We start from the raw sequence: 14,219 nt of genomic DNA, 5'->3' as shown, positions 1-14,219 counted from the left end.
ACGGGTAAGGATGTCAAGTTAAAAGATAGTAATGCTATTGTATTAGGTGCTTCTAATGTTTCCGGTAATTTAACTGCCACTGCTACAGCAGGGAATATTACTAACAGCGGTACGGTAACTGTAGCAGGTACTAGTAGTTTTACAACTTCCGCCGCTGATGCGGATATTGACTTAAACAATTTGGCGACTACAGGTGCGATTTCTGTTAATACAACTGGTGCTGGTGGTGACGCTACTCTTAATAAGAGTGGTGGGGTTAACTTAGAAACATCTAATGTTGGTGGTGCATTGAATGTAACTACCACTGGTGTGATTACTCAAAGTGGTGCAGTTACAGTAAATGGCACTACCACTCTCGCCGCTGGGGCAGCTAATGATATTACTCTGGATAATACTGGCAATGACTTCAACATAGTAACTGTTACTACGGGAAATAATGTCAAATTACAAGACATTAATGGTATTGAATTTGCCCTCAATAACGGCACAATTGCTAGTGTCGATGGAGGAACAGGAAATAATACTCTAACTGGTAATAATGCTACCAATACCTGGAATATTACTGGCAATAACAGTGGTACTGTTAATACCCTAATATTCAGTAATTTCAATCAGCTAAAAGGTGGTAGCAGCGCTGATGCTTTTACTTTCAACGGTGGCACAGTTACTAGTATTAATGGCGGGGCAGATAATAATAATACTCTAACTGGCGATAACACTGCCAATACTTGGAATATTACTAGTAATAATGGCGGGAATCTTAATGGCACAACAAGTTTCGCTGGAATTCAAAACCTTAAAGGTGGTAGCAGCACTGATAACTTTACCCTCAACGGTGGCACAGTTACGAGTATTGATGGCGGGACGGATAATAATAATACTCTAACTGGCGATAACACTGCCAATACTTGGAATATTACTAGTAATAATGGCGGGAATCTTAATGGCACAACAAGTTTCGCTGGAATTCAAAACCTTAAAGGTGGTAGCAGCACTGATAACTTTACCCTCAACGGTGGCACAGTTACGAGTATTGATGGCGGGACGGATAATAATAATACTCTAACTGGCGATAATACTGCTAATACTTGGAATATTACTGGAAATAATGCAGGTAATGTAAACGGAGTCAATCCCTTCACACAAATTCAAAACCTGACAGGAAGTAGTAATACCGATAACTTTATTTTCAGCAACGGCGCTAGTGTTAATGGTAGTATCGACGGCAAAAATGGCACAGATACCCTTAACTACACCGCCTACATAACTCCAGTTAATGTTGATTTAGCCACTAACACAACCACAGGAGTTGGTGGCAATATCCTCAATATGGAAGCGGCAATTGGTGGCACTGGCGCGAATACTCTCATTGGCGCAAACACCACTAACACTTGGAATGTTACTGGCAATAACTCAGGTAACATCAACAGTACATTTACATTCACTAACTTTACAAATCTCCAAGGCGGAAGCGATACTGATACTTTCACTCTTAATGGTGGTACGGTAACTAGTATCAATGGAGATGGGGGCAATGATACTCTGATTGGTGATAACACGACTAACACCTGGAATATTACTGCTAATAATGGAGGAAATCTCAACGGCACGACTAGTTTTAGTGCGATTGAAAACCTGACTGGGAATGATAATACTGACAAATTTATATTCAGTGATGGAGTTATCGTTACTGGCAATATTGATGGTAAAGGGAATACAGATACCCTTAACTACACTGCTTACACGACTCCAATTAATATTAATTTAGCCATCAACACAGCCACAGGAGTTGGTGGCAATATCCTCAATATGGAAGAGGCAAGTGGCGGCATTAATCTACCGAATACTCTAATTGGCGCAAACACCGCTAACACTTGGAATGTTGCTGACAATAACTCCGGCAATATCAACAGTGCATTTACATTTACTAACTTCAGTAATCTCACTGGTGGCAGCTTAGATGATACCTTTAACTTTAGCACTGTCTCTAGTAACATCAGTGGCAATATTCACAGTCAAGACGGAAATCTTACCCTAACAGGCGGTGAGATAAAAGCCGCCAATATAACAACTAATGCCAGTGGCACAACCTACATTAATACGAATACAGTTACTACTACTGGCGGCAACCAAACTTACGCTAATCCAGTGGTATTGCAAAAAGATGCTACTCTCAAAGGAAATAATATTACCTTCAATTCTACTATTGATGCCAATACTCCAGGGGGACAATTTTTAAGCATCAATGCTGGTACAGGAGACATTACTTTCACCGGAATAGTTGGTGGTAGCAACCGTCTGAATGCTCTAACTATCACTAACGCTCAAAATGTCACCGCTAGCAACTCAATTAATGCCGCAAGTATTACTCAAAGTGCGGGTACGGGCACTACTACATTTAACGGCGCACTCAATACTAATACAGCAAGCGGTATTAACCTCACTGGTACAAACTTCAATCTCAACGGTATCACCAATGCTACTGAAGGTGCTGTTACAATAAATGCTAGTAACCTAAACACGCAAGCAATAGCCGCCGCCAATATTCAAGTTACTGGTGTAAACACTGCGATCTTTAACGGCGCACTCAATACTAATACAGCAAGCGGTATTAACCTAAGTGGTAATAATTTTACCCTCAACGGCGCGATCGCAACTACTGAAAATGGTACTGTCACTATCGCTAATAACGGACAACTAACCATCGATGCCGCAGCAGATATGACTCTATCGGGAGCATTCCTGCAAAATGGTGCGGGTGGAGTTTCCACAGGTGGAGATATTACTACTACCAACGCTAATATCAGCTTCAAGAGTCCCGTTAATCTCACTAGTAACGTCCAACTCAACACGGGTACGGGTGGGGGTGACATCAGCTTTACAGGCGCAATTAGCGGTACGGGTAAAGATTTACAACTGAGTGCTGGCACAGGCAAGATTACTTTGGGTGGAGATGTAGGGACTAGTGGTGCTATTGGGAAATTCACCATTACCAGTGCCCAAACAGTCGATACCAAAGGGATTTCTGCAGCCAGTATCCAAGTTACAGGTACAGATACCACTACATTTGATGGGGCACTAAATACCGATGCACCGATTGGCATTAATCTCACTGGTACAAACTTCAATCTTAACGGTGCAACTAATGCTACTAATGGTGGTAGTATTACTATTGATGCTACTAACTTAAGCGCTAAAGCGATCGCCACAACTAATCTAACCATAACTGCCAGTGAAATTGACTTTATGGGTGGAAATAGTTCAGTAACAGGCACAAACACCCTCACACTGCAACCAGCAACAGCCAGCCAAAAAATTGCGATCGCAGGATCTGAACCCCCTGACACCCCGGCTCTCGATATCTCACAACGCGATATCGATGCCATAGGCGGCTTTACTTCTGTAATTATTGGTCGAGATGATGGTACTAACCCAATTGCCATCAACGCAGTCAATTTCGATGAACCAGTAACAGTTAAATCTCCCAGTGGGATTATAGATGTATTAGGAGAAGTTAAAGGAAATGCCTTAATTTCCCTTAATGCGCCGACAGTTAACCTTAATGGAAATATTAGCACGCAAACCCAAGGTGTCACCCTAGGTCAATCTGGTGGTACTGTGTGGCTTCAGAAAGATATTACACTCAGTAGCACTGGCGGTAATATTATTTTCAATAGCCATGTCAGCGGTATAGCAAACGATCAACAATCACTAACCCTTAAGCTGGGTGAAAATGGGCAAGCTATCTTTAATGGTGCGATTGGTAGTCCATTCCGCCTCAAAGGTTTAACTATTGATAATGAATTGGGCATTGTAATTATCGGTGGTGAAAATGCTACATTAGTAGGTAACAGTGCTGATGTATTTAAGGAAGTCATCGTTAATGCACTACAGACTAATTTATCAGGTACTGTAAGAACAGCAGAAGGGAATATTACTTTTAATGGCAATGTCACCCTGACTGACGACACTTTCCTCGACACAGGCGCATTAGCTGGAGGAAATATCTTCTTTAACGGTACATTAGACAGTGAGTTAAATGAATATAACGATTTGAGAATGGTGGCAGGTACTGGCGATATTTTATTCGCCAAGACAGTCGGTGCTGGGGCTGGCAGAGAGTTAGGCGCTATTTTAATTGAAAATGCAGGAAACGTCACTGCTCATTCCACTATTGCAGCAGCAAGCATTTCTCAATTATCTGGTAGCGGCGCAACTATTCTGAGCGGTGATATCGCCACTACCGCCGCACCAGGTGTCAATATTAATACGAAAAATAATATCGCCACAGCCCATATCACTGCCGCAGGTGCTGGAATCAACTTTAACAGCGAATTAGGTTCCGTAAAAACTGGTAATTTGACAACCGCAGGAGAAACAAACGCAAATCCCATTAAAATTATCGCACTAGGCGACATTACCACTGGGAATATAAATGCTTCCTCCACAAACAGTACAGGTGCTGCCATTGGGTTAATCAGTCAAGAAGGAAACATTGCTACTAATAATTTAACCACATCAGGAACCACAGGTGGTGGTAATGTCCAAGTATCTGCACCTGGCACTATTACAACAGGAGATATCAACTCATCCTCCAGTAACGGGAAAGGCGGCAATATCACCATCCCCCGCCAAAAAATAGACACTAATACTACCGATTTAAACTCATTAGGAGCTTTTCGTAACAATCTTGCTGAAATTTTAACACTAGGAGACATTACCACAGGTAATTTAACCTCATCCGGCGCTACTGGTGGCGGTCGAATTGATGTGTTAACTTTAGGTAAAATCCAAATTGGACAGATTGATTCTAGCTCTACTAACGGCAGTGGAGGATTAGTCGTGGTAGACAACGGACAACCTGAATACAGAAGAAATGCTCCCGGTATCGATCTAGAATTTATTAATGCCCAAGGTTCCCTGCTCCAAATCTGTAATCTTAACGGACTCTGTGGCATAGATATTACCACCGATGGTTATTTCCGAGTACTGCAAAGCTTCACCACCCCAGTTGGTACAGCCAGTATTGCCACTAAGGGAGATCCCATTATAATACGCCACGGTGGGGGCACAGCATTCGATCCTTTTGAAGTAGGCAATCCCCTGCAAAATGGTACGTTTGCCGCAATTACCAATGGCAAGGGATTGCTAGGAAGTATTTTCCCAATTCAATCCTTTGAAGAGCCAACTCAACAGGATAATATCCAAATTATCCCCCGGATTCCCTTTCTAACCAATCTGCCATTTAAGACAATATTCGCCACAGCACAAGCAACAACAAATAACAATAAAATCGAGGAAGATATTTCTAGTACCGACGGTATTTTAAGTAGTGAATTTACCAGCTCACTTAATCTACCACGTAGTGTAAATAATCCGAAAGATGCTGCGATTATCTTGAAGGATATAGAACAGAAAACACAAACTAAAGCCGCTATTATCTACGCAACATTCTTAAACGAGCGCCTGGAATTGAGAATCGTCACTGCCGAAAAAAATCGGTTTATAACCGTATATGGTACAACCGAGAAGGAAGTACTAGACGCTGCGAAAAAATTACGCCAACAAATTACTAATCCTATCAAACGACGTACCAAAAGTTATGAACAGCCAGCTCAACAATTATATCAATGGTTGATTAAACCACTCCAAGGAGATTTAGAAGTGCAAAAAATTACTAACCTGGTATTTATTATGGATGCTGGCTTGCGTTCATTACCTGTAGCAGCACTCCATGATGGGCAAGGATTCTTAATAGAAAAATATAGTATTGGTTTGATGCCGAGTCTCAATCTAACCGATATTAGCTATAAGAACATTCAGAATGAACCTATCCTCGCCATGGGAATTTCTGATGTTAGTGATGAGGCGAAGAAAGCGGAATTGGGACCATTACCTGCAGTTATTGATGAAATTCAAACCATTGTAGGAATTCGAGGAGGGCAATCCCAATCTTTACTGAATCAATCATCCACTGAAGAGAATCTCAAGTCAAAGAGTCAGAATTTTTCAATTATTCATCTAGCTACCCATGGAGAATTTAAAGGAGAGTTGGACAATTCTTATATTCTGTTGTGGAATCAACTACTTCGCCTAAATCAAGTGGGAGAGTTAGGTTGGAATAAACGACAACCACCGATTGAATTATTAGTCCTTTCTGCTTGCAAAACAGGAGAAGGAAATGATAAAGTGGAATTGGGATTTGCAGGGTTTGCGGTAAAAGCTGGTGTTAAATCAGCTCTGGCAAGTCTGTGGTATGTTGATGATGCAGGTACATCTAAATTAATGGTTGATTTCTATCAGCAATTAAAAACTGCACCAATTAAAGCAGAAGCACTGCGACAAGCACAGTTAACTATGCTTAAAGATGATTCTCTCAAGCATCCTTATTACTGGTCAGCATTTACTATGATTGGTAGCCCTTGGTAAAGGAAAGATGCTAAAAATATCCCCATGATACAGACACTATCGAAGCCAACAGACCAACGGCTCATCCACTCGGGAGTGAGCTGGCAACAATTCCAACTAATCCAGGAAGCATTCTCTGACTCCCCTGGTATCCGACTTTCCTACTACAAAGGTGAGGTAGAAATCTTTGCAGTTTCCCAAGACCACGAGATTTTTAGCGGAACAATCGCAGGACTACTTTTTATCTACTTTGCTGACAAAGAAATCGAATTCTTCCCCACAGGTACTTGTACTCAGGAGAAGGAAGGGGTAGCATCGGCACAAGCAGATGAGTCCTACTGTATCGGGACACAGAAGAAAACCCCAGACTTATCTATCGAAGTAGTCTTTACCAGCGGTACTCTCTCCAAACTGAAGCGCTATCAGGAGTTGGGAGTACTCGAAGTTTGGTTTTGGGAAGATGGGCTATTTACCATACACCACCTGAGAGTGTCAGGTTACGAGCGGATTTACCACAGTGAGGTTTTGCCAGACTTAGACATCGACTTGCTCTCCCGATGCCTGCTGATGACCTCTAGGGTTGAGGCAGTAAAGGAGTTTCGGCGGGGGATTTCTTGAGTCGAGCCTCCGCAACCGGAGTGAGGAGTAACTAAACAACCGCTGATTCTAACATCCGAATCACTCCTAAATCTGCATCAATCTCCACCTCCACACCTAGGGGCAGAGTAAACTTATCTGGAATATGTCCAATCATTGAACCATACCACGCTGGAATTCCTAAAGGTTGAATATGCTCTAATAAAACCTCCTGCAAAGTCAGTGATGGCTCATTATCTTCACCAGCAGTACACTTAGTACATTGACCAAAAATAAAACCCGCTATTTTATCTAAAATCCCCGCTAATTTTAGCTGAGTTAACATTCTATCTACCCGATAAACATCCTCCCTCACCTCTTCCACAAACAAAATCATTTTATCCCAATTCGGTAAATAACCCGAACCCACCAAAGCCGTCACCAAAGATAAATTCCCCCCCACCAAACGTCCCCTAACTTTACCACTAGTAATCGTTTCCACAGAAGTACTCAGCAAATTTCTGAACAGCATCGCCTCCCCATCAAACAAAATCTGCCGTACATATTCCACCGAAAACTGATTCCAAGTCGAAGTCGCCAGCGGACCATGAAATGTAATTATCCCACACCGAGCATAAATTGCCAATATCAAAGAAGTAACATCACTAAAACCCATAATAATTTTCGGATTTCGGCGAATTAATTCATAATCCAGTAAAGGCAAAATCCGATTGCAGCCCCAACCCCCTGCCATAGTAAATATTCCTGCCACTGAAGTATCGGCAAACATAGCATTGATATCAGCAGCGCGAGCAATATCCTTCCCCGCCAGGTATCCATATCGATCTAGAATATGGTTTCCTAGCTTTACTTTTAATCCTAATTCTAATAATATTTTGGTAAACTCATCTACAGTTTTTTTGTCAACTACACCCGCCGGACTAATTAATCCTACAGTATCGCCAACTTTGAGGCGAGGTGGTTTGAGAATGGATGGTGGGGATAAATTATTCTGGGCTGCTGCTGGTAACTGAGTGGCTAATAGGGTAAATCCGAAAAATTTAAGAAATTGGCGGCGATTGGGGAGATCTTTTAACATCGGGATAATATTTTTTTAACACAGAGAGCGCAGAGGTTAACACAGAGGTACACAGAGGTTTTTCTGTTAGAGCAAGATCTTCGTTTAATAGCTTTTAGGTTGATTCTGCCATAAATTCTCTCAACCGCAGTGCATTTATTACCACAGAAACAGAACTAAAAGCCATCGCCCCACCTGCAATAATTGGATTGAGTAACCAACCAGTAAACGGGAATAAAATTCCAGCAGCAATTGGAATTCCTATTATATTATAGATAAAGGCAAAAAACAAATTTTGCCGAATATTATTCATCGTAGCACGACTGAGTTTAATCGCGGTAACAATGCCATGTAAATCGCCAGAAATCAAAGTAATATCGCTCGCCGCGATCGCAACATCTGTCCCCGTACCAATCGCGATGCCTACATCTGCCTGTGCTAGTGCGATCGCGTCATTAATCCCATCCCCCACCATCGCCACAATCGATTTCCCTTTTTTCCCTCTTACCTCTTGTAGCGATTTAATAATAGCAGCTTTGCCATCAGGACGGATTTCGGCAAAAAACCGATTAATACCAACTTCAGATGCAATTTTACTGGCAGTTTCCTGATTATCTCCCGTCAGAATAATCACCTCTAAACCCATTTTTTGCAATGCTTTTATAGCCGACTTAGATGAAGGTTTAAGAGTATCAGAAATTGCCACTAATCCGGACAGTTTTCCATCTAGAGCAATCCATGCTGTTGTTTTGCCAGCTCCCGCCCATTTATTTTGATAAGATTGCAATATTTCCGTATTAATCCCCAATTCATTTAACCAACGAGATGTACCAACTTGTACTAATCTTTCACTAACAATACCTTGGACACCAGCACCAGGAATAGCGCTAAAATCTTCTACCTCTGGCAAGGGGAAACTTACCCCTTGGGCTTTAGCATATTTTACAATAGCTTCAGCCACAGGATGTTCAGAATTACGTTCAATAGCAGCGGCTAATTCTAGTAATTTTATTTCATTACTATCAGCGGTTCCTAACACAGTAATATAATCTGTTACGACAGGTTTCCCTTCAGTTAATGTCCCGGTTTTATCCAGAACAATAGTTTGAATCTTGTGAGCAACTTCTAAGCTATCTGCTCCTTTAATTAAGATACCGTTTTGGGCAGCAATACCAGTTCCCACCATTACCGATGTGGGAGTTGCTAAACCTAATGCACAGGGACAAGCAATTACTAAAACACTTACAGAGGTAATTATGGCTAAAGTGAGATTACCTGTTAAAGTAAACCAAAGAATAAAGGTAATGAATGCAATTGCCATTACCAGAGGCACAAACCATTCCGTTACCAGATCGGCTAATTTCTGAATCGGTGCTTTCGAGCCTTGAGCTTCTTGCACTAACTTAACAATTTGAGCTAATAGGGTATCTTTCCCCACCCGTGATGCGCGAAACTTAAAACTACCAGACTTATTAATAGTTGCCCCAATAACCTCATCTCCTGGTAACTTCTTCATGGGTATACTTTCACCCGTTACCATAGATTCATCAACAGTTGAAACTCCCTCAATTAATTCACCATCCACAGGAATTTTCTCCCCTGGACGTACTATAATTATATCTCCTACCTCCACATCCTGAATCGGTATATCTATTTCCTGCCCAGAGCGAATCAATCGTGCTGTTTTTGCTTGTAACCCAATTAGTTTACGAATAGCATCAGAAGTTTTACCTTTAGCTTGACGTTCTATCAGCCGACCTAGTAAAATTAGGGTAATAATTACTGCTGAACTTTCATAATAAACAGGAGGTTCTAATCCTTGTGATGTGAAAAAAGTAGGAAAAAATGTAGCAAAAACAGAGTAAAAATACGCGGCGCTAGTACCCAAAGCGATTAAACTATTCATATCAGAGGTACGGTGTTTGAGAGCTTGCCAAGCACCTCGATAAAACTGTCCACCACACCAAAACTGCACAGGCGTACTTAAAATCAACTGAAACCAGGGATGATGGAGCCATCGGGGAAACCAAGACAGAGCAAAGCCAGTCATCATCGGCAGTGAGCCTATAATGAGGAGAAGTGCGATCGCACTTGCCAAAATTAGCTTAATATTTAGCTCATTCTGTGGCGTACCGCCAGCGACTCTTTCAGGATTGTCATCAGACGCGATTGTATCCTGAAGTGGTAGGGCACTATATCCTAAATCTATAACCCCTTGTTGAATAATTTCTGCTCGCGTTTTCTCGGGATTGTACTCAACAGTGGCTTGCTCTGCGGCAAAATTAACATGACAATCTATAACACCAGGAATATTTTGAATGGCTCGATCAATTCTATTAGCACAGGCGGCACATGCCATCCCTCCTAGTTTTAACGTAAGACTCTCCATAGTGACTAACTCCCAGAAAGCAATTGCTCTACTGTTAGAGTACAGTCTCCACTTAACAGGAGAGTCAAGCCCTTTAAGGGGAATGGGAGAGTTTTGAATTAAAACTCTCCTCCCCTGCCCCCCTGCCCCTGACACTAGCCAACAGAAAAAAGTTAGAATTGTGCTTACCCCACCATCCCCAAGCCGTAGTAACAATTTTCAGGGATGGCACTTGCATCTACCAGATTTTGCTCAACTTATTGCAGTTAGGCATTAACTTCCCTGATTCGGGTTAGCTTTTGGTGTCATTACTTACTTACGACTTAGGCAGAAACCAGGAAAATTCACTGGAATACGTCGTTTCAGCGATGAGCCTCCATTCCGAAACCGGATTTCTGCGTGAGAGTGCGTAAATCCCATTATCGATCGGTATCTACAGGGATGACGAATCGCCTCTGTATAAGCTAAAACGACGAAAAACAAAACAGATGAAGGAAGAACTGGAATTTAATGAGGTGATTTCAGATATTATAGCGATTTCAAGGATGAAAGCAGTCTCTGTTTCCGAAGAAGCACCGATTATTCTTGTCGTCGATGACGATCAGTTTATACGGGATTTATTACGCCGAGTCATGGAGAAAGACGGCTATCAGGTTGTTGAAGCAACTAACGGTGAGCAAGGTTTAGCAGCCTACAAAAGCATCAATCCCCATCTGGTTATGCTTGATGCTCTCATGCCCGTCATGGATGGCTTTACTTGTTGCCAACATCTCCAAGCTCTGACAACCTCCTCCCCACTAGAAGGGAAAATGCTGAATGGAAAAAGCTTACATAATAATGCTCGCACACCTGTGCTAATGATTACTGGTCTTGACGATCCGGAGTCAGTAGACCGAGCTTTTCAAGTTGGAGCAACAGATTATATCACAAAACCGATTCATTTGGCAGTTTTACGCCAAAGGGTGCGGCGACTAATCGAACAGTTTCAGCTTTATAAAAAACTCGAAGAGGCTAATCTTGAGTTGCATCGACTGGCTACTTTAGATGGACTAACTGGAGTGGCAAACCGACGACGATTTGATGAGTACATTAATGATGAATGGCAGCGTATGATTAGAGAGAAATTACCGATATCTCTGATTCTTTGTGACATTGACTATTTTAAAAAATACAATGATAGTTATGGTCATCAAGGTGGGGATGCCTGTTTACGTCGCGTTGCAGATGCCCTACGATTTTGTGTGAAGCGTTCCATCGATTTAGTAGCAAGGTATGGAGGTGAAGAGTTTGCCGTGGTTTTGCCTAACACTAGTGCAGTTGGTGCATCTAAAGTAGCTGAGGAAATTCGGGCACTTGTGAATCAATTACAGATTCCCCATGCTCAGTCTCTAGTGAGCGAACATGTCACCTTAAGTTTAGGTTTCGCTTGCATGTATCCAACACCGAGTACTTCACCCACCACGCTGATTGGAGCAGCCGATGAAGCATTATATCAGGCAAAAGCATTGGGGCGCAATATGTCATTCCCTAAGTGTTAATTTAGTTGTTGGTTGTTGGTTGTTGGTTGTTGGTTGTTGGTTGTTGGTTGTTGGTTGTTAGCAATAAAATAACAAATAACAAATAACAAATAACAATTTTTTTGAGGAGTGAAAGATTATTATGCAAGAGCTAACGCGACAGGCAACACCTAGCTTATGGGATGTGTCTGGCGGAATTTGCCAACGTGCCTGGGTGGAAATAGATTTAGCCGCGTTATCCCATAACGTGCAGCAATTAAGGCAGATTTTAGCCCCCCATACTCAACTGATGGCAGTTGTAAAAGCTGATGCTTATGGACATGGGGCGACAATGGTTGCTAGTACGGTATTAGAATCAGGTGCTAGTGGGCTATGTGTGGCGACGGTAGAAGAGGGAATTCAACTGCGAGAAGCGGGGATTACCGCCCCGATATTATTATTAGGCGCAACTAATACTCCTCAACAAGTCCGCGCGATCGCATACTGGAATTTACAACCGACAATCTGTACTCCTCAACAAGCTCTCATTTTTTCAGAAACCTTGGGAAATATTAATAGTACCCTATCTGTACATTTAAAGATAGATACAGGTATGTCACGATTGGGAATGCCTTGGGAAGAAGCAACTCAATTTGTCCAACTAGTACAAGGGTTATCTCATTTACAAATAAAGAGCGTTTACTCCCATCTCGCTACCGCTGACAGTCCCGATCTTACCATAATGAAACTTCAGCAACAGCGATTTGATGAAGCAATTACTAAACTTAATAATGCTGGGATGAAACCACCATCTTTACACTTAGCAAATTCCGCCGCCACCTTAACTAATCCTGCTTTACATTACGACTTGGTACGAGTAGGATTATCACTTTATGGACTCTATCCCGCCCCACATTTACAAAATGCGATTCACCTCAAGCCGAATGCCACTAACTCAAAAGTTTGTAGTCAGCGCTTTAGTGCTACTGGCACTGAAGTGCCTACTACTAACCAATGTAATGTCATTGCCATTAATCTTAAGCCAGTGATGCAAGTCAAAGCACGAGTGACTCAAGTAAAAACAATTTCTCCCGGTACAGGTGTCAGTTATGGTTACCGATTTATTGCGGATCGATCTATGATTATTGCGGTAGTCGGAATTGGTTATGCCGACGGTATTCCTCGCCTCCTTTCTAACAAAATGACGGTATTAATTCGAGGAGAAAAGGTGCGGCAAATTGGCTCAATTACTATGGATCAAATTATGCTGGATGTAACTGACATTCCCGATTTGCAGACTGGAGAAGTTGTCACTTTAATTGGCAATGATGGCGATGCTTATATTTCTCCTGACGATTGGGCTGAGTCTTTGGGTACTATTTCCTGGGAAATTCTCTGCGGGTTTAAACATCGGCTACCTCGTGTGGCTGTTTGAGTAGACATAAAAGGGAGTGGGGAGTGGGGAGTTAGGGAGTGGGGAACGAAGATTGGCTGAGGATATTCAGAGTTTCTTGGGAATAGCCACGATCTTCTTGTATTTTACCTTGCGATCGCAAAATGATATACTGCTTAAGTTGATTCAGATTATTTTGATAAATTTTATTGTCTTCAGTAAAAGATTGACCGACAAATTCATAGCCTTTTCTCGGCTGAGGGAACGGCTTTTCTGTGAGAAATTCATCATGAATTAAACTTCGATCTTGAACTAATGGGTAAATAATATCCGCTAAAAATATTTGATCGATTCCATATTCAATATGACGGTTATCAACTACCTTTAAATAAGCCTCTATCATTCCCCTAATATCATGGAAAACCCCTTTCTTAACCCCCCACATCCCCCCCATAATCGGACAACGATGCAGGGGATGATCTCGCATAATATGAAAATCTTTATCGCTTTTAAGCCATTCATCTACTGCTGCTTTTTCTCGCCAATTTAATCGTGCATCTGTATCTCTGGAAATCATCACAGCCACATCTTTGTCTGCGGCAGGATAAAATCGCCACAAGGAAGCTTCCCAATTCTTTTGACTTTTCCAATCTAGCTTGACAATTTCTATTTGTTCTCTTCTTGATAATTGAGCGATAATATTTTGGGGAACACTTGGAGCCAGATAAAATCGACAAATCCAACCAGGATAAATGATTGGGGCAATGTCAGCATTTTTAATTGCGCCCAAGGTATATTTAGGATTATCTCCCCAAAGAGTAAAAGAAATTATTTTCGCATTTTTCTTATTATAGCAACCGCCAAGGCGGTTATGGTGTAAAGTTAGAGTAGTCCCTTCTG

General features: G+C 41.8%; 6 protein-coding genes and 1 pseudogene. 4 read left to right on the top strand and 3 right to left on the bottom strand.

Annotated elements, in window-relative coordinates:
• Together NJ959_RS15475 and NJ959_RS15470 are read left to right on the top strand one after the other, a co-directional pair.
• On the top strand, positions 1-6,429 hold a 6,429-nt coding region (locus NJ959_RS15475), incomplete at its 5' end, for a CHAT domain-containing protein (protein WP_254012635.1).
• Between the two features lie 24 nt (positions 6,430-6,453).
• Entirely contained in the window at positions 6,454-7,026 is a 573-nt protein-coding gene (locus tag NJ959_RS15470; protein WP_254012634.1) for a Uma2 family endonuclease, read from the top strand.
• 31 nt (positions 7,027-7,057) lie between these two features.
• Here the strand turns inward: NJ959_RS15470 and NJ959_RS15465 are convergent, their stop codons facing one another.
• Both NJ959_RS15465 and NJ959_RS15460 read right to left on the bottom strand, forming a co-directional pair.
• On the bottom strand, positions 7,058-8,083 hold the full coding sequence (locus NJ959_RS15465; protein ID WP_254012633.1) for a S66 peptidase family protein: 1,026 nt from the start codon (positions 8,081-8,083) through the stop codon (positions 7,058-7,060).
• A 94-nt stretch (positions 8,084-8,177) separates the two neighbouring features.
• Positions 8,178-10,451, bottom strand: a complete 2,274-nt coding sequence (locus NJ959_RS15460; protein WP_254012632.1) for a heavy metal translocating P-type ATPase — start codon at positions 10,449-10,451, stop codon at positions 8,178-8,180.
• 524 nt (positions 10,452-10,975) lie between these two features.
• Between NJ959_RS15460 and NJ959_RS15455 the strand changes: the two genes are divergently transcribed.
• The gene (locus tag NJ959_RS15455) at positions 10,976-11,968 is read left to right on the top strand and encodes a diguanylate cyclase domain-containing protein (protein ID WP_254012636.1); all 993 of its coding nucleotides are present in this window, start codon (positions 10,976-10,978) and stop codon (positions 11,966-11,968) included.
• A 121-nt stretch (positions 11,969-12,089) separates the two neighbouring features.
• Positions 12,090-13,361 carry an alanine racemase gene (gene alr / locus NJ959_RS15450; RefSeq protein WP_254012631.1) on the top strand — a complete coding sequence of 424 codons (1,272 nt, stop codon included), beginning with the start codon at positions 12,090-12,092 and terminating at the stop codon, positions 13,359-13,361.
• 31 nt (positions 13,362-13,392) lie between these two features.
• Here the strand turns inward: alr and NJ959_RS15445 are convergent.
• A pseudogene (locus NJ959_RS15445) lies at positions 13,393-14,219 on the bottom strand (hypothetical protein); the annotation flags it as partial.

It is taken from the genome of Limnofasciculus baicalensis BBK-W-15 (assembly GCF_024178385.1).
Taxonomy (GTDB): Bacteria; Cyanobacteriota; Cyanobacteriia; order Cyanobacteriales; family Coleofasciculaceae; genus Limnofasciculus; species Limnofasciculus baicalensis.
The sequence above is the reverse complement of the archived record's forward strand: the minus strand, read 5'-3'. Positions and strand labels throughout refer to the sequence as shown.

Coding starts and splice junctions, on each gene's coding strand:
- NJ959_RS15470 (WP_254012634.1), top strand. CDS start 6,454: ATGATACAGACACTATCGAAGCCAACAGACCAACGGCTCATCCACTCG.
- NJ959_RS15465 (WP_254012633.1), bottom strand. CDS start 8,083: ATGTTAAAAGATCTCCCCAATCGCCGCCAATTTCTTAAATTTTTCGGA.
- NJ959_RS15460 (WP_254012632.1), bottom strand. CDS start 10,451: ATGGAGAGTCTTACGTTAAAACTAGGAGGGATGGCATGTGCCGCCTGT.
- NJ959_RS15455 (WP_254012636.1), top strand. CDS start 10,976: ATGAAAGCAGTCTCTGTTTCCGAAGAAGCACCGATTATTCTTGTCGTC.
- alr (WP_254012631.1), top strand. CDS start 12,090: ATGCAAGAGCTAACGCGACAGGCAACACCTAGCTTATGGGATGTGTCT.